This window comes from Pseudonocardia sp. NPDC049154, assembly GCF_040648315.1.
GTDB lineage: Bacteria > Actinomycetota > Actinomycetes > Mycobacteriales > Pseudonocardiaceae > Pseudonocardia.
On the sequence record NZ_JBEZDN010000044.1, the window covers coordinates 1 to 16,618 of the forward strand.

Sequence of the window (16,618 nt, forward strand, 5' to 3'; positions counted from 1 at the left end):
CCTTGTCGGCCAGCCCGCACCGCTCCAGCACGGCGGCGAGGTAGGCCTGCAGCTCCGCCTGCCGCACGTGGGTGCGGCTCCACTTCCACGTGGCCGCGGAGGTCGCCGCCCGGCTGCGGGCCGACGCCGCGCTGCCGTGGGCCGGCGCGCTGCTGCTGCAGACCCAGCCGACCCGCTCCGACCTGGCCGGCCACCTGCGCACACTCGCCGTCGCCGCCGATGCCGTGTCCGCCGCCGTCTCCGCCGTGCGCGAACCCGTGGCGGCCGGGCCGCGGCGGACGGCAGGATGGACGGCGTGACGACCTCCCCCGAGACAGCGAACGGGACCCGCCGCAGCGGTCTGGACCTGCGGTGGGTCGACCCCGGCACCCGCCCCCAGGACGACCTGTTCGGCCACGTCAACGGTGCCTGGCTGACCAGCCACGTGATCCCGGACGACCGCGCGCAGGACGGCGCGTTCCGCGACCTGCGCGACCGGGCCGAGGAGGACGTGCGAGCGATCGTGGAAGGCGCGGGCGACCTCGAGGGACCCGAGGCCCGGCAGATCGCCGACCTCTACGCCTCCTTCATGGACACGGACGGGATCGAGGCCCGGGGCGTCGAGCCGCTGCGGCCGCTGCTGGCGGAGATCGTGCAGGCCGCGGACAAGGCCGAGCTCGCCGCGGTGCTGGGCCGTCGGCAGCGGCACGGGCGCGCCTCCCTGTTCGGCGTCTACGTCGCGACGGACGCGAAGGACTCGGACCGCTACCTGGTGCACCTCTCGCAGTCCGGCCTCGGACTGCCGGACGAGTCCTACTACCGCGAGGACGCCTACGCGGAGATCCGCGCGAAGTACGTGACCCACCTGGAGCGGCTCGCGGGCCTGGTCGGGCTCGAGGACCCGGCGGGGCTCGCCACGACGGTCATGGAGCTGGAGACCGCGCTCGCCGCGGTGTCCTGGGACCGGGTGACCAACCGCGACGCGGAGAAGACGTACACCCTGATGACGTGGCCCGCGGTGCAGGCCAACGCCCCGGAGTTCCCCTGGGAGTCTTGGCACGCGGCGCTGCGCGCGCCGGACGGGGCGTTCGACGAGGTCGTCGTCCGGCAGCCGTCGTTCGTGCTCGCCGCGGCGAAGCTCTGGGCGGAGCTGCCGCTCGAGCAGTGGCAGGCGTGGCTGTCGATCCGCACCGCGTCGGCCGCGGCGGACTACCTGACCGGAGCCGTCGTCGACGAGGACTTCGACTTCTACGGCCGCACCCTCTCCGGCACCCCGGCGCTGCGCGAGCGCTGGAAGCGCGGCGTGTCGGTGGTGGAGGGGGCGCTCGGCGAGGCGGTCGGCAAGCTCTACGTGGAGCGGCACTTCCCGGCGTCGTCCAAGGAGCGGATGGTCGAGCTGGTCGCGAACCTCGTCGAGGCGTACCGGCAGAGCATCTCGGCGCTGGACTGGATGAGCCCGGCCACCCGCGAGCGGGCGCTGGAGAAGCTCGGCAAGTTCACGCCGAAGATCGGCTACCCGGACAGGTGGAAGGACTACTCGGCGCTCGAGGTGAAGGCGGACGACCTGCTCGGCAACGTCCTGCGCGCCGCCGAGTGGGACTTCGACTACGACCTGAACCGCATCGGCGGCCCGGTCGACCGGGACGAGTGGCTGATGACCCCGCAGACGGTCAACGCCTACTACCACCCGCGGATGAACGAGATCGTCTTCCCGGCCGCGATCCTGCAGCCGCCCTTCTTCGACCCCGAGGCGGACGACGCCGCCAACTACGGGGGCATCGGCGCGGTGATCGGGCACGAGATCGGCCACGGCTTCGACGACCAGGGCTCGCGCTACGACGGCGACGGCAACATGACCGACTGGTGGGAGACCGCCGACCGGGCGGAGTTCGACCGGCGCAGCAAGGCCCTCATCGACCAGTACGACGGGCTCTCCCCCGCCGGGCTGCCGGAGCACAAGGTCAACGGCGCACTGACGGTCGGCGAGAACATCGGCGACCTCGGCGGGCTCACGATCGCGATCAAGGCGTACCGGATCGCGACCGAGGGCACGGAGCCGCCGGTGATCGACGGGTTCACCGGGCTGCAGCGCGTGCTGATCGGCTGGGCGCAGGTGTGGCGGGCCGTGACCCGGGACGCCGAGGCGATCCGCCGGCTCACGATCGACCCGCACTCGCCGCCGGACCTGCGCTGCAATGCCGTCGTCACCAACCTCGACGCCTTCCACGAGGCGTTCGACGTGCGGGAGTCCGACGCGCTGTTCACCGCCCCCGAGGCGCGCGTGCGCATCTGGTGAGCCCCGCGTGACCGTGACCGACGGGCCGGGTGAGCGCTTCGGCCTCACCTGGCCCGGCCGGGCGGAGTGCCTGCGGGTGATCGGCGAGCCGCCCACCGGCACGCTCGAGCCGTTGCCGGCGGAGTCCGTCGACTGGGACACCACCGGCAACGTGATCGTCGAGGGGGACAACCTCGAGGTCCTCAAGCTGCTGTCCCGCGCCTACCACGGCGCGGTCAAGCTGATCACGATCGACCCGCCGTACAACACCGGCCGGGAGTTCCTGTACCCGGACGACTTCGCCGACCCCATGGCCGCCTACCTGCGCTTCTCCGGCCAGGTCGACGACTCCGGACGGCGGGCGAACGCGGCCGTCGAGACCGCGGGGCGCCGGCACTCGCGATGGCTGTCGATGATGTACCCGCGGCTGGTGCTGGCCCGTGAGCTGCTGCGCCCGGACGGCGCGATCTTCGTGACGATCGACGACACCGAGGTCGCGCACCTGCGGCTGATCATGGACGAGATCTGGGGCGAGGAGAACTTCGTCGCCACGGTGGCCTGGCAGAAGGTGTTCGCCAAGAAGAACCGGGCGTTGATCTCCGGCAGCCACGACCACGTGCTGGTCTACGCGCGGGACGTCGAGGCGTGGGACCGGCGGCTCCTCCCCCGCGGCGCGGCGCAGGAGAAGGCCTTCGGCAACCCCGACGGCGACCCCCGCGGGCCGTGGCAGAGCGTCTCCTTCTCGGTGCGGTCGGAGGGCGTGGAGCGGGCCGGGACCTACCGGTACCCGGTCACGCTGCCGTCGGGCCGCGAGGTCTGGCCGCCCGCGGGCCGGCACTGGAACGGCGACCGGGTCCGCTACGAGGAGCTGCGCGCCGACGGCCGGATCTGGTTCGGCCGGGACGGCGACCACCCGCCGCGGGTCAAGGGCTTCCGCAGCGAGGTGCAGGCCGGGATCGTGCCGGACACCTGGTGGCGGCACGACGAGACCGGGCACAACCAGGAGGCCAAGCGCGAGGTCGTCGCGCTGTTCGGGGCCGACGAGCCGTTCACCACGCCCAAGCCGACCCGGCTGGTCCGCCGGATGCTGCAGATCGGCACCGGCCCGGGCGATCTCGTGCTCGACTTCTTCGCCGGCTCCGGGACTCTCGGGCACGCCGTGTTCGCCGAGAACCTGGCCAGCGGGGAGGAGCGGCGGTTCCTGCTGGTCCAGCTGCCGGAGCCGACGCCGGGCACCGCGTACTCGTCGATCGCCGACGTCACGCGGGAGCGGGTGCGGCGCGCGGGCGCGGCGCTGCGGCCGGACGCGAAGCCCGACGCGGACCTCGGCTTCCGGGCCTACCGGCTCGTCGCCGGGGGCGGCTCCGACCTCACCGGCGTGGTGCTGGCCGCCGGGCACCCGCTCACCGCGCCCGTCGAGGAGGTCGACCTCGCCGGCGTCGCGGGCTGGTCGGTGGCCGACGGTGCCCTGCTCGCCTGCTTCGCCCCGCTCACCGAGGCGGTCGTCGAGGCGATGCTGGCGCGCGAGCCCGCGGTGCTGGCCGTGACCGAGGAGGGCTTCGGCGGCGACGATGCCCTGCGCCTGCACACCCTGCACGCCGTCCGCGAACGCAACCGGCGGGGCGTCGACCTCGCGCTCCAGGTGGTGTGAGTGCTCCGCTTCGACGCGACGCTCCCCCACCAGGCCGCGGCCGTCGCCGCCGTCGTCGATCTCTTCGCCGGGCTGCCCCGCGCGCCGCACCCGGCCTTCACCGAGACCGGCGTCGCCAACCCACCCGGCCCCGGCTTCGACGCCCGGCTCCCGGCCAACCTCCGCGCCGTCCAGGAGCGCCACGGCCTGCCGACGACGGGCGGGCGCACCCGCGACTTCGCCGTCGAGATGGAGACCGGGACCGGCAAGACCTACGTCTACCTGCGGACGGCGTTCGAGCTGCACCGCGTCCACGGCTTCCGGAAGTTCGTGGTCGTGGTGCCGAGCGTGGCCGTGCGGGAGGGCGTGCTCGCGAGCATCGAGGCCCTGCGCGAGCACCTCACCGCGCTGTATGCGGAGCCCTTCGACGCCGCGGCCTACGACGCCCGGCGGCTCGGCCGCGTCCGCCGCTTCGCCACCTCGGCCAGCGTCCAGTTCCTGGTGATGACGTTGCAGGCCTTCCGCCGCGACGTGGCGGGCCGGGGCGGGAACGTCGTCCACCGCGCGCAGGACCAGATGGCCGGACGAGTGCCGATCGAGGTCGTCGCGTCGACCCGGCCGGTCGTGATCCTCGACGAGCCGCAGAACATGGAGTCCGACGGCGCGGCCGCGGCCATCGCGAAGCTGAATCCCTTCTGCACGCTGCGCTACTCGGCCACGCACCGGAACCCGCACGAGCTGGTGTACCGGCTGGACCCGGTCGAGGCGCGGGAGCAGGGCCTGGTCAAGGGCATCGAGGTGGCCTCGGTCGTGCCGGACGGGCGGGCGTCGGAACCCCTGGTCCGGCTGCTCGCGGTCGACGCCGGCCGGTCCCGCGCCCGGCTGACGATCCACCACGAGCAGCGCGAACGCACCCTCTGGGTGCGGCTCGGCGACGATCTCGCGCTGCTGTCCGGCGGGCGCGGCGAGTACGGCCGCGGCTTCGTCGTCGCCGACATCGGGTTCCGGGAGCCCGGGGTCCACTTCTCCGGCGGGCTGCTCGTGACGCCGTCGACCCCGGCCGGGACCTACGACGCCGGTGTGCGCCGGGCACAGGTGATCGAGACGGTCCGCCGGCACCTCGACCGGGAGCGCGCGCTCGCGCCGCGCGGGGTGAAGGTGCTGTCGCTGTTCTTCGTCGACCGGGTGGCGAGCTACCGGGCGCCCGACGGCGGGCTCGGCGAGGCCGGCCGCTGGTTCGAGGAGGCATACACGCGGCTCGGGCCGGACTACCCGGAACTGGACCTGCCACCGGTCGCGGCGGTCCACGGCGGCTACTTCGCCGGCGACCCGCGGACGGGGTACGTCGACGGCGGGGAGACCGACGCCTCGGCGTTCGACCTGATCATGCGGGACCGCGAACGGCTGCTCTCGGCCGCCGAGCCGATGCGGTTCCTGTTCAGCCACTCCGCCCTGCGCGAGGGCTGGGACAACCCGAACGTCTTCCAGATCTGCACGCTCAACGAGACCCGCTCCCCCGACCGGAAGCGCCAGGAGATCGGCCGCGGGCTGCGGCTGCCCGTCGACGCCGCGGGCCGGCGGGTGCGGGACCCGCGGGTGGCGCGGCTGACCGTGGTCGCCAACGAGGCCTACGACGAGTTCGCCCGCACCCTGCAGGAGGAGTACCGCGCGGACACCGGGCGCGCAATCGTGGTGCGGCGGGCCGGCGATCCCGACGCGGCGGTGCGCGGGGCCGGGTTCGCGGCGCTGTGGGCACGGGTCGGGCCGGGCCTCCGGGCCCGGCTGCCGCTGTCGACCGAGGACCTGGTCCGGCACGCCGTGCGGGCGCTCCGGGCGGCGGGGCCGATCACGCCGCCGCTGGTCCGGGTCCGGACGACGGACCACGCCACCGGTGGGTCAGTGGCGGGGCCGGCCTACGCGCTCGATCCGGGGGCAGGCCTCACGGAGGCGGAGGTGGTCGCCGAGGTGCAGTCCCGGACCGGGCTGACCCGCGCGACCGTGTGCCGGGTGCTCGGCGACGCCGGCCTGCTCGGCTGCGTCGGCGTCAACCCGGCCGCGGTGCTCGACCGCACCGCGTCCGCGCTGCTCGGCGGCCTGCGGGCGCAGCTCCCGCCGGTGCTGGAGGTCGTCGGCGGGGAGCTCCGGTCCGCCGACGCCGTGCGGGGCGAGCCGATGGTGCTGCCGCGCGCCTTCACCGTCGACACCCCGTTCGGACCGGTCGCACCGCGGGCCGCGCACGTCGACGACGAGGCGGTCTACCTGCTCACGGGACCAGGACGTACTTCCCGGTGACCCGGCGCTCGCCGTAGAGCCGCAGGACCGCCCCGGCCTCGTCGAGCGGCGCGACCGAGGGGCGCGGCGGGTGCAGCTCGTCGCGCCCGATCCGGCCCAGGACGTCGGCCAGCAGCGCGGCGTTGCCCTCCGGCCCGCCGACCTCGCGGGCCCAGTCGCCCCAGTCCACGCCGATCACCGAGCGGTTGCGCAGCAGCACGATGTTCGCGGGCAGGCGCGGGATCTCGCCGGAGGCGAAGCCGAGCACGCAGAACCGGCCGCCCGCGCGCAGCGCACGCAACGCCGACTCGGCCGCCGGCCCGCCGACGGGGTCGATCACGACGTCCGCGCCGCCGTCCGTGGCCGCGCGGACGGCGTCCTTGAGGTCGGTGTAGTCGATCGTCACCTCGGCGCCCGCGGCCTTCGCCGCTGCGCGCTTCTCCTCCGACGACGCCACGGCCACCACCCGCGCGCCCAGGCTGCGGGCCACGTCGACGGCGGCCAGTCCGATCCCGCCGCCCGCGCCGAGCACCACGACCTGCTCGCCGGGCTCGATCGTGACCCGCCGCGTGACGGCGAAGACGAGCGTCGCGTAGTTCTCCGTCGCGGACGCGGCGACGGTGGCGTCGACGCCCGCGGGCAACGGCACGGCGAGCGGGGCCGGGACCGTGACGTGCGAGGTGAAGCCCCCGAACCCGGTCACCGAGGCGGCCACGGCGGTGCCGACCGGGCAGGAATCCACGTCCTCGCCGACCGCGACGACCCGGCCCGCGACCGCCGACCCGGGGGTGAACGGCAGTGGGGGCTTCACCTGGTAGCCGCCGCGGACGATCAGCCCGTCCACGAAGCTGACCCCGGCGGCGCCGACCTCGATCAGGACCTCACCAGGCCCGGGGGCCGGGGTGGGTTCCTCGACCACGGTGAGCAGTTCCGGATCGCCGAACTCGGTGCAGACCACGCGTTGCATCGGTCCACCCTGGCCGATCGTCCGTTCGGTGTCCTCCGGCCGTGAGCACGGCCACGCCGTGGTCGTGCGTCAGAGGCTCTTCAGCACCGCGTCGGCCGAGCTGACGGTCACGTCGGTGGGCTTCTCCTCCACCCACACGCTCGCCACGACGCCGTCCTTCAGCACGGCGGCGTAGCGCTGCGAGCGCAGGCCCAGGCCGAACCCGGTGCCGTCGAGCGTCAGGCCGACCGCCTTGGCGAAGTCGCCGTTGCCGTCGCCGAGCATGAGGACCTTGTCGCCGACCTCGCGCGACTTCCCCCACGCGTCCATCACGAAGGCGTCGTTGACCGCCACGCAGGCGATCGTGTCGACGCCCTTCTCCTTCAGCTCGTCGGCACGCAGTACGTACTCGGGCAGGTGCTGGTCCGAGCAGGCGGGGGTGAACGCGCCGGGCACGCCGAAGAGCACCACGGTGCCCGAGCCCAGGACGTCCGAACTCTGCACCGGCGTCGGAGCGCCGTCGCGGACGGTGATGAGGGTGACGTCCGGGACGGTGTCGCCGATCGAGAGGGTCACGCCGAACTCCTTGCTGTCAGGGAAGATGCGGACACCTCACGCTAGCGCCGGAGCGGACCTCGTCGTCGGGTGAGTTGCGGGCTCCCCACCTTCCGGTGAGGGCACCGGCCGGCGCGCGGGCCGGGCGGCGTCGTGGGGCACCCTGGTCGCGTGCCCCGCTCGCAGCCCGAACCGCCGCCGCCCCGGCTGTCCCGTTACTGGAACGGGTACGTGTCGGGGTGCGAGGACTCCGTCGCCCGATTCCGGCGCATCGTGTCCGCCATCCCGGCGTCGCCCGCACGGGAGTGGCTCGCCCGGATCGCGACGCAGCTCGACACCGAGCTCGGCGCCGTTCGCAGGCTGGCCACGGTGGGCGACTCGATCGAACCGGCGTGGCTGTGGGTGAGCGAGGCGCCGGCGAAGCGGATCTCGCAGCGGCTCGACGAGGCCCGGTCCTCCTTCGCCGACGCCGTCGCCCAGGCCGCCACCATCGCCGAGCAGGCCGCGCTCGACCCGGCGCACGCCGACGTCACCGCGCAGCTGGAGGTGCTGGCCCAGCAGGCGTCCGAGCTGGCGCTCGGGCCCGCGCCCGCCGAGCCCGAGCCGGAGGAGCCGCGGCGCCGGTGGGGACGGCGGCGGGAGGCGTGAGCGAGGCGCGTCACATCGCCCGCGGTGCGGGCTCCTTCTGCTGCAGCGCGAACAGGCTGGTGTAGCCACCCGACCAGTCCGGAGGAACGAGGCACGGTCGCGGGTCGTGGTGGGCCCAGCGCGCCCGCTCCCCGCGCACCACCTCCTCGGCGTGGCTCGAGGGCAGCGGGTTCGCGGTGTAGGGCAGGGCGTCGGCCGCCTTGTAGACGTTGAGCAGCAGGGGCCGGCCGATCGGGGAGTCGTTGACGGCCGAGTGGTGCGCGGTGCGGCAGTTGTGGATGGTCACCGAGCCGGCGGGCCCGGGCAGGTACACGGTGCGCGCGGTGTCGAGCCCGGCGACGTCGCGGGCCGAGAGGGCCCCCGCCCACGTGCCGTCGTCGGCGTACAGGTCGTGGAGCGGGCCCTGGTGGCTGCCGGGCAGCACCCCGAGCGGCCCCTGCTCCGTGCCGCAGTCGTACAGGTACGTTCCGAAGGTCAGCGGCGTGTAGTTGGTGTGCGGCCAGTACTGGATGTCCTGGTGCCACTTGACCTCGGCGCCCCCGCGTGCCCACTTGAAGTTGAGCTTCGAGTGGTGGAACGCGACGTCCGGCCCCACGAGGTCGGCCGCGACGTCGGCCAGCAGCGAGTCCCGGGCGTAGGCCCAGTAGTCCGGGTGCTGGTCGACCGGGCTCGTGACCCGGCGCAGCCGCGGGGCGTCGGCCGTGTGATCGGGCTCGAGATCGAAGACCCGGTCCGAGGCCGTCAGCGTGCGGCTGCGCTCGACCATCTCGTCGGTGGCCGCGCGCAGGCGCTCCAGCCACTCCTCGGGTACGAGCCGCTCCAGCAGCAGGTAGCCGTTCTCCCAGTACGACTCGCGCTGCTCCTCCGTGAGGACCTTGGCGGGCGTGCGGCGGATCTCGTCGACGAGCATGTCGATCTCCCTTTCTCGGTGAGCAGTCCGAGCTCTGCTCCGGCGTGCGGACTCGTCGTCCGCAGTCGTTCCACCCTCGCGGCGACGCGACGGCTCACCCATCGGGTCATCGGCCGAGCTGGAGGAGGACTCCCGTGTCCACCGACCTCCCGACACGACGACGCCCCCACCGTGTCCTCTCCTCGGCCCCACCAGAACCGCCACTGGCGTGAGCCGCGGATCCGGTCGGCGTAGCTGCGCAGTGTGAGGATCCGGCCGTCCTGCGGGTCCTGCTGGTCGGGGCAGAAGGCGAAGTGCTCGGCCGCAACCGTCTCGCACTCCCGGCGGGTCATCGGCGGGGCGGCGACCGAGAGGAGCAGCGTGTCGGCGTCGAGCTCCACGAGGACGGCGCCGAAGCGCTCCTGATGACTGCCGAGCAGCTGGACGGGACGGAGCCCTCTTGTCTCTCCATGGCCCGGTAAGGCTTGACGCGCGGGCCGAGGCCTGAAGCGAGAGCGGGTCAGTCGCGGCGCTGCTCGGTGGCCGGGGGTGACCGACACGGTGATGCCTGAAGCGCTCCACGGGCTGACGAGCCCTGGCTCTGGGGGACGGATGCGCAATGTCGGTCGCCTCCTTCCTGGTGGTCGGTTGGTGGGCTGGCTGCGGGGCGCGGTGACAGCGACGCCGCAGGCGCCCTTCTAGAAGGCTTGAGAGTGTTCTGCGTGATCGACTGGGCGGAGCGCCATCACGACGTCGCGCTGGTGGAGCAGGACGGGCAGCTCGCAGGATCCCCGACAACCCCGACGGCTTCGCCGCCCTGGTCGACCTGCTCGCTGCCGCAGGAGACAGCCCCGAGAAGCCGGTCCCGGTGGCCATCGAGACCCCCCACGGGCTGCTGGTCGCGGCCCTGCGCGCGACCGGAAGACCGGTCTATGCCAGCAACCCGATGGCGGTTCCCCGCTATCGAGACCGGCACTCGGTCGCCTGCGCCAAGTCCGATCATGCGGATGCGCTGACGTTGGCGAACATCCTGCGGACCGACTCGCATGCCCACCGGCGACTGCCCGCCGGCAGCGCCCTGGCTCAGTCCATCGCAGTGCTGGCCAGGGCGGAGCAGGACGCCGTGTGGCGGCGCACCCGAGCAATGCTCGAGGTGCGCTCGCTGTTGCGCGAGTACTACCCGACGTTCCTCGCCGCGTTCGCGCGCTCCGCGACCAGCACCGTCACGAACCTGGCCAGCTCGGATGCGCGCGCAGTCCTGCGATCGCCCCGACACGGGCCGCTTGGGGCGAAGCTGTCGGTGGCTCGGATCGCGACCGCGCTGCGCCGCGGCGGACGCAAGCGCACTATCCAGTCGAAAGCCGAGGCCATCGCCGCGGCGCTGCGGACACCACAGCTGCTCCATCCGCCGCTGGTCGAGCAGGCGTTGGGCCGCCAGGCACTCGCGCTGCTCGCCACACTCAACGCCGAGTGCACCAACGCCGAGGAGCTTGGCCAGGCCGCGATCGAGGCTTTCCGCGCCCACCCCGACTACGCGATCATCACCAGCTTCCCCGGGGCTCGGGGAACCGTCGGGCGCCCGCGTCCTCGGCGAGCTCGGCGACGACCGCACACGCTTCGCCGACGACCGCGCGGTGAAGGCCTATGCAGGCTCCGCGCAGGTAACCAGGGCATCCGGTCGCCAGCTAGTGATCATGCGCAGGCAGGTGAAGAACAACCGTCTGGCCGCCGTCGGGTTCGTCTGGGCCTTCGCCGCATCTGGACGCGAAGGCCCGCCGAAGGAGCACTACTTGCGCCGGCGCGCTGCCGGAGACCGCCATGCCGCCGCGCTGCGGCGCCTGTTCAACCGGATGATCGGCCAGCTCTGCTTCTGCCTGCAGACCCGACAGCTCTATGACCAGGACAAAGCCTTCAGCATCGTGTCCGCACCCGGTCCGACCCTGCCACCGGCGCCGGCTTCGACCGCAGCATGAACCGCGCTGTTGGCGCCGCTGCAGAAGTCACAAAGGCCGCACGTCGGGTCGTCCGATGCCCTGGAGAAGGCTCGGCAGCAGCGCCGCGGGCGCGGGCGCGGGCCAGAGTCTCCACCAATCATGCCTAGCGGGTGAGGACGCTGGGGCCGGTGCCCGCCGAGGATGAGACCTCGCGGGGTGTCCGCACGGGCAGGAGCGCCCGCTTCTACCCCGGCTCGCGGTTGTCCGGGATCAACGGACCGCGTCGGCCGACACGCGGGTCTCGGCATGAAGTTCGTGCGTGTGAGAGGCGTCATCGACAACGTGAGCGTCGGACGTGTCGCACCTTCACCGAGATCCGCTTCATCCCGAGGTGCGGAGATTAGGCGGAACAGCACGCTTCGCGCGCCTCATGCTTGGGAGCAGTTATGAGCATGGAAGCCGGGAACGACTCGGAGGATCGCCCGGGCCCGTGGTGGGACTGGCGTCTGCTCGCCGTGTGGATCGTGGTCAATGCTGCGGCCTATGTGGTGATCGTGTTCGGCGGGGTGGCGCTCGAGCTGCTCGCATCCGACACGACCAGAGCCCTCGCGGGTGAGCATCGGGTTGTTGCGGTCCTGCTCGTCGCCCTCATCGGGGCGGCTGCCGCATACGAGTTCGGCGAATGGGTGCTGACCGGGCTCTCCCTCCCGAAGGGAATCACCCCGGCCTTCCCGCTCCTGGGATTCCTGATCCATGGGGTGTGGATGCTGTGGGTGACCGCCCCCGAGGCGGCAGGCGAGCACCGCTCGGCGCGGGTGCCGCAAGAGCGGCACAAGACCATCGACCCGGGACCATCTCCGATCAACCGGGAGGCCTAGCGGATCGAGGAGCCGTGACGTGAGCACCGCACCCACCGAGAGTCTCTCCGCAGCGCAGCGCCGACGGCTCGTCGCGATCGGACTGCTGCGAGCCTTGGCAACCACGGTCCTGGTGATCGCGGCGTACTACCTCCTGCCGCTGAACAAGCTGACCGGCATTTCGCTAGGTGTCGCCCTGGCGGTCGGAATACTTGCGCTGACCGCCCTCGTCGTCTTCCAGGTACGAGCGATCATCAGGCATCGACACGCAGCCCTACGCGCGATCGAGGCACTCGCCATCACCGTGCCGGTGTTCGTCCTCCTCTTCGCCGCCACGTACTTCATGATGGAGCAAGGCAACCCCGACAACTTCAACGTCGACTCACTGACCCGCACCGACTCGCTGTACTTCACGGTCACCGTCTTCGCCACGGTCGGCTTCGGAGACATCACGGCGACCAGCCAGGCGGCCCGGGTGGTCGTCATCGCGCAGATGATCCTCGACCTGCTCGTCCTCGGCCTCGTGGTCAAGGTGTTCCTCGGCGCCGTCGAGATCAACCGCGGACGGCAGACGACGCAGCAGGACCCCGAACCGCCGTCGTGAACAGTGAACGTCGCGACAAAATGCCCCGCACAGCAGCCGCGACCCGGGGCCTTGACGCTCACGACGATCGGAGGTCTCCCAGCTGCGGAGCACGGCGGAGATCTCCGTGACGTCCTGGTCGTGGTTGCCGGCGCCGGTCGAGTCGACCACCGCCGGGGACGTCCGCGGGGCGCGCGGCGTCGACCACGGCGAGCGCCGAGTGCCACGCCCGCTCGCGGGCCCACCGTGCGGCGGCGACGACGGCGAGGTCGCCCTCCAGGGCGGTCGCGTTCCGGTCCGGCACCGGCAGCAGCCCCGGCCAGGCCGGCAGCGGTGCCGAGCAGGAGCAGGTCGGCGGGCAGGGCCCGGGCCAGGCCTGCTCGAGCTGCCGGGCCGGGTCGGCCCGCGCGACGTCGAGCAGCCGGGCCGTGCGCTCGGCGCTCGTGAGCGGCCCGACGCGGCCGACGGTCCGGTCGGTGATCCACACGGGGCACCGCCCGGTCGTCGGGGCCGCACGGAGCAGCTCCTCGTAGACGTCGGGGTTCGGGAGGTCGTGGAGGTCGAAGGGGAGGTGGGCGTCGATCGTCGTCATGCCGGGTTGGACGAGGACGGTGACGATCCGGGTCCCGGCGGAGCCGAGGTGTTCGCACCTGTGAACGGACCGGGAGGGTAGGAGCGACGCTCCGTGGTTCTTGTCGGTGCCCGGGGTCATGATCGGGGTGTGCACCGGACCGAGCTCGCCGACTTCCTCCGCCGGGCGCGCGAGCGCCTGTCGCCGGAGGAGGTGGGGCTGCCGCGCGGCGTCCGGCGGCGGACACCCGGGCTGCGCCGCGAGGAGGTGGCCCAGCTCGCCGGGGTGAGCGGCGACTACGTGATGCGCCTCGAACAGCGGCGCAGCGCGCAGCCCAGCACCCAGCTGCTCGCGGCCCTGGCCCGCGCCCTGCGGCTGACCAAGGACGAGCGGGACCACCTCTTCCTGCTCGCCGGCCATCGGCCGCCCGCGGGTCCCCGGGGTGGCGGGCACGTCGAACCCGGCGTCCTGCACCTGCTGGACACGCTGGTCGACACCCCCGCCCAGGTCGTCGACGAGATCGGGACGCTGCTCGCCCAGAACCGCATGGCGGAGACGCTGTTCGGCGAGGTCTGCACCGTCAGCGGCGACCGGCGCAACGTCGTCCTGCGCTGGTTCACCGACCCCGCCGTCCGCGCCCCGCACCCGCCCGAGGAGCGGGAGCGGCTCAGCCGGGTGCACGTCGCCGACCTCCGCGCCGCCCTCGCCCGTCGCCGGCAGGGCGGGCGTGACCGGGAGGGCGAGGCCCTGGTCGCCCGGCTGCGGCGCGACAGCCCGGAGTTCGCCGCGCTGTGGGAGGAGCACGAGGTCGCCGTGCGGCGGGAGAGCCGCATGCGCGTGCACCATCCCGCGGTCGGCCTGCTCGAGCTCGACAGCGTGGTCCTGCGCACCACCGCCGAGGACCAGCACCTGCTCCTGTTCACCCCCGCCCCCGGCACCGGCACCGCCGGCAGGCTCGGCCTGCTGCGCGTCGTCGGGCCGGAGCAGTTCACCCCGTCAGCAAGGAGATGATCATGACTCTCGTCGACGCACCCGAGGCCGTCGCCACCTACCTCCGCGCCAAGACCGACACGGACGTCGGCACGATCGTCGGCTGCTTCACGCCCGACGCCGTGGTCCACGACGAGGGCCGCGACCACGTCGGCACCGCCGAGATCCGCGCCTGGGCCGAGGGCGTGGCCGCGGCCTACACCCTCACCCGCACGGTGCGGTCCGTCCGCGGTGTCGGCGCGGCGACGGTCGTGGCGGTGGAGATCGCGGGGGACTTCCCCGGCAGTCCGGTGCTGCTGCACCACCACTTCACCCTCGCCGACGGGTCCCTCGCCGCCCTCACGATCTGCCCGTAGGTCCGTTGCGGACCACGCACCTGCCGTCGGCTGCTAGGCGTCCCGCGCGGTGCGGCGACCGGCGGACGACCCCCTCCCGGCCGGCTCCTCCGAGTCACGGCGGGTGAGCACCAGGGGGGCGTCCTCGGTGATGGCGACCGTGTGCTCGGAGTGCGCCGTGCGCGAGCCGTCGGCCGAGCGGATGGTCCACCCGTCTGCGTCGTACACGATCCTGTCGGTCGTGCGGGCGAACCAGGGCTCGAGCGCGAGGGTCAGCCCCGGCCGGAGCTTCAGGCCGCGGCCCGCCCGGCCCTTGTTGGAGACGTGGGGATCCTCGTGCATGGTGCGGCCGATGCCGTGACCCCCGAACTCGTCGTTGACCGGGTAGCCGTGGTCCTGGGCCACCGCCGAGATCGCCGCCGAGATGTCGCCCAGGCGATTGCCCGGACGCGCCACCTCGATCGCCGCCTCCAGGGCCTCCTCGGTGGCACGGACGAGCCGCAGGTCCTCCTCGGCGGCCGTGCCGACGACGACCGTGCGCGCCGAGTCCGCCACCCAGCCGTCGATGCCGACCGCCAGGTCGGCGGTCAGCACGTCGCCGTCGCGCAGCGTGTAGTCGTGGGGCAGGCCGTGCAGGACCGCGTCGTTGACCGCCAGGCAGATGACGTTGCGGAAGGGGCCGCGCCCGAAGGACGGCGCGTAGTCCCAGTAGCACGAGTCCGCCCCGCGCCGCTCGATCATGCCGCGCGCGTGGTGCTCCAGGTCCAGGAGGTTGACGCCCACGTCGGCGAGCCGGCCGACCTCGGAGAGCACCTCGGCGACGAAGCGCCCGGCCACGTGCATGCGTTCGATCTCCGCAGGCGTCTTCAGTTCGATCACGAGTACCTCGCGCTCCAGGGTGTCGGTATAGTTATACCGGCACCGTAGCGCGTGGCGGTATAGTAATACCAGCCGGGGGGGCGGGGAGTGCGGCCGGCCCGCACCTGAGCAGTCCCCCACCGCCACTCGGCGCGCTGCCGTCGCGGCGAGCGGTCGCAGGGCGAGTGCGCCTCGAGGAGCGGTGTTCACCGCCGCGAACAACTCGCGTCGAACAGTTCCCGACCTGCGACGAAAGGCGAGTCTTCGAACTTTTGTTCGACTACACTGGGGTCATGGATCCGGGCCGCGTCGACGCCGCGCACGGCCGCCTGACGGAGGCGGTCGACGAGCGGCGCGGCGGGCCCGGCCGCGTCGGACGACGAGCTGGCCGTCCTCGTGGCGGCCGAGAAGGCGCGGCGGGGTCTCGACCGCGTCGTGGTCGACGCCGTCGCCGATCTCCAGCGCCGAGGTGTCTTCGCCGAACGCGGCTACCGCTCCCCCACCGGCGCACTCGGCGACCTGCTCGGCTGGGAGCGGTTCGAGGCACGCCGACGTGTGGTCGCCGCCGAGTCGGTCCGTGCGCGCATCGGGATCGACGGAACGCAGCTTCCCGCACGGCTGCCGGCGACCGCAGAGGCGTTCGCCGCCGGAACTGCCGGCCTGCGGCACGTCGAGGTGATCGCCAAGGTGCTGGACAGCGGCGCGGCCCGACGGCTCTCGCCCGAGGTCTGGGCGGGCGCGGAGCGGGAGCTCGCCGGCAAGACCGGCGTGTACACGCCGAGCGAGCTCCTCGCGTGGGGCACTCAACTCGTCGAAGTCCTCGACCAGGACGGCGCCGAGCCGGATGACGGGCCGCCGCCGCAGGTCGACGAGCTGCGCCTGCGTCGCTTCCGCACGAAGCCCGGCGGCAGCCTCATCGGCCGCTTCGACGACGCCACGATGTCGATGCGATCGCCGCCGCGGTCGACGCCGGCGCCGCGCCCCGTGACGCGAAGGACGAACGCACCACCCCGGAACGCCAGGCCGAGGCGCTCGCCGAGGTGTGCGGCCTGGTACTCGAGCGCGGCCGACTCCCCGAGACCGGCGGCCGGCGCCCGCTGCTCGACGTCGTGATCAGGCTCGCCGGAGGGCTCCCCGAGTTCGTCCCGCCGTACTGGCTGGACCCGACCCGCTCCCCACGACGTCGATCACCCCCGCTCCTCCAGCCGACGGGGTGACGGGCGGCGCGGCACCAGCGCTCGCTCCCTCACGCCCGTAGCTCAGCGGCCACTGGTCGCCCACTCGTCATGCGTCGCTC

At 73.2% G+C, this 16,618-nt stretch carries 15 protein-coding genes and 2 pseudogenes; 11 read left to right on the forward strand and 6 right to left on the reverse strand.

Annotated features, from left to right (window positions below; all coding sequences use genetic code 11):
• Positions 1–71: 71 nt before the first annotated feature.
• The 4 genes from AB0B41_RS21040 to AB0B41_RS21055 are packed head-to-tail and all read left to right on the forward strand — an operon-like array spanning position 72 to position 6,176.
• Entirely contained in the window at positions 72–299 is a 228-nt protein-coding gene (locus tag AB0B41_RS21040) for a hypothetical protein (RefSeq protein WP_358205733.1), read from the forward strand.
• Positions 296–2,275, forward strand: a complete 1,980-nt coding sequence (locus AB0B41_RS21045; protein ID WP_358205735.1) for a M13-type metalloendopeptidase — start codon at positions 296–298, stop codon at positions 2,273–2,275. The genes AB0B41_RS21040 and AB0B41_RS21045 overlap by 4 nt, the downstream gene beginning before the upstream one ends.
• A gap of 7 nt (positions 2,276–2,282) precedes the next feature.
• The gene (locus AB0B41_RS21050; protein ID WP_358205738.1) at positions 2,283–3,905 is read left to right on the forward strand and encodes a DNA methyltransferase; all 1,623 of its coding nucleotides are present in this window, start codon (positions 2,283–2,285) and stop codon (positions 3,903–3,905) included.
• Positions 3,906–6,176 carry a DEAD/DEAH box helicase family protein gene (locus tag AB0B41_RS21055; RefSeq protein ID WP_358205740.1) on the forward strand — a complete coding sequence of 757 codons (2,271 nt, stop codon included), beginning with the start codon at positions 3,906–3,908 and terminating at the stop codon, positions 6,174–6,176.
• Here the strand turns inward: AB0B41_RS21055 and AB0B41_RS21060 are convergent.
• Together AB0B41_RS21060 and AB0B41_RS21065 are read right to left on the reverse strand one after the other, a co-directional pair.
• A complete protein-coding gene (locus AB0B41_RS21060; RefSeq protein WP_358205742.1) occupies positions 6,148–7,122 on the reverse strand; it encodes an NADPH:quinone oxidoreductase family protein in 975 nt (324 codons plus the stop codon). The two genes, AB0B41_RS21055 and AB0B41_RS21060, sit on opposite strands and share 29 nt — an antisense overlap.
• Before the next feature lie 69 nt (positions 7,123–7,191).
• A complete protein-coding gene (locus tag AB0B41_RS21065) occupies positions 7,192–7,677 on the reverse strand; it encodes a peroxiredoxin (protein WP_358205744.1) in 486 nt (161 codons plus the stop codon).
• 150 nt (positions 7,678–7,827) lie between these two features.
• Between AB0B41_RS21065 and AB0B41_RS21070 the strand changes: the two genes are divergently transcribed.
• Positions 7,828–8,304 (forward strand): hypothetical protein, encoded by a 477-nt coding sequence (locus AB0B41_RS21070; protein ID WP_358205746.1) that lies wholly within the window; start codon positions 7,828–7,830, stop codon positions 8,302–8,304.
• Positions 8,305–8,314: 10 nt separating this feature from the next.
• Here AB0B41_RS21070 and AB0B41_RS21075 read toward each other — a convergent pair whose 3' ends face one another.
• Both AB0B41_RS21075 and AB0B41_RS21080 read right to left on the reverse strand, forming a co-directional pair.
• A complete protein-coding gene (locus AB0B41_RS21075; protein WP_358205748.1) occupies positions 8,315–9,214 on the reverse strand; it encodes a phytanoyl-CoA dioxygenase family protein in 900 nt (299 codons plus the stop codon).
• A 200-nt stretch (positions 9,215–9,414) separates the two neighbouring features.
• Positions 9,415–9,753 (reverse strand): annotated as a pseudogene (locus AB0B41_RS21080) (DUF4253 domain-containing protein); the annotation flags it as partial.
• A 96-nt stretch (positions 9,754–9,849) separates the two neighbouring features.
• On the opposite strand from AB0B41_RS21080, the pseudogene AB0B41_RS21085 reads away from it, so the two are divergent.
• The 3 genes and pseudogenes from AB0B41_RS21085 to AB0B41_RS21095 all read left to right on the forward strand — a co-directional run bounded on the left by AB0B41_RS21085 (position 9,850) and on the right by AB0B41_RS21095 (position 12,588).
• Positions 9,850–11,166, forward strand: a pseudogene (locus AB0B41_RS21085) (transposase).
• 407 nt (positions 11,167–11,573) lie between these two features.
• Positions 11,574–12,005 carry a hypothetical protein gene (locus tag AB0B41_RS21090; protein WP_358205751.1) on the forward strand — a complete coding sequence of 144 codons (432 nt, stop codon included), beginning with the start codon at positions 11,574–11,576 and terminating at the stop codon, positions 12,003–12,005.
• A gap of 19 nt (positions 12,006–12,024) precedes the next feature.
• Complete coding sequence (locus tag AB0B41_RS21095) at positions 12,025–12,588, forward strand: potassium channel family protein (protein WP_358205753.1); 564 nt, start codon at positions 12,025–12,027, stop codon at positions 12,586–12,588.
• Positions 12,589–12,646: 58 nt separating this feature from the next.
• Here AB0B41_RS21095 and AB0B41_RS21100 read toward each other — a convergent pair whose 3' ends face one another.
• Positions 12,647–13,159 (reverse strand): hypothetical protein, encoded by a 513-nt coding sequence (locus AB0B41_RS21100; protein ID WP_358205755.1) that lies wholly within the window; start codon positions 13,157–13,159, stop codon positions 12,647–12,649.
• Between the two features lie 129 nt (positions 13,160–13,288).
• Here AB0B41_RS21100 and AB0B41_RS21105 point away from each other — a divergent pair, with 129 nt between their 5' ends.
• Together AB0B41_RS21105 and AB0B41_RS21110 are read left to right on the forward strand one after the other, a co-directional pair.
• Positions 13,289–14,149 (forward strand): helix-turn-helix domain-containing protein, encoded by an 861-nt coding sequence (locus tag AB0B41_RS21105; RefSeq protein ID WP_358205757.1) that lies wholly within the window; start codon positions 13,289–13,291, stop codon positions 14,147–14,149.
• 2 nt (positions 14,150–14,151) lie between these two features.
• On the forward strand, positions 14,152–14,484 hold the full coding sequence (locus AB0B41_RS21110) for a nuclear transport factor 2 family protein (RefSeq protein ID WP_358205760.1): 333 nt from the start codon (positions 14,152–14,154) through the stop codon (positions 14,482–14,484).
• 33 nt (positions 14,485–14,517) lie between these two features.
• On the opposite strand, the gene map is transcribed toward AB0B41_RS21110, so the two are convergent.
• Positions 14,518–15,342, reverse strand: coding sequence for a type I methionyl aminopeptidase (map, locus tag AB0B41_RS21115; protein WP_358205762.1), 825 nt, complete (start codon positions 15,340–15,342; stop codon positions 14,518–14,520).
• Positions 15,343–15,717: 375 nt separating this feature from the next.
• On the opposite strand from map, the gene AB0B41_RS21120 reads away from it, so the two are divergent.
• Positions 15,718–16,434 carry a DUF222 domain-containing protein gene (locus AB0B41_RS21120; protein ID WP_358205764.1) on the forward strand — a complete coding sequence of 239 codons (717 nt, stop codon included), beginning with the start codon at positions 15,718–15,720 and terminating at the stop codon, positions 16,432–16,434.
• Positions 16,435–16,618: the final 184 nt, after the last annotated feature.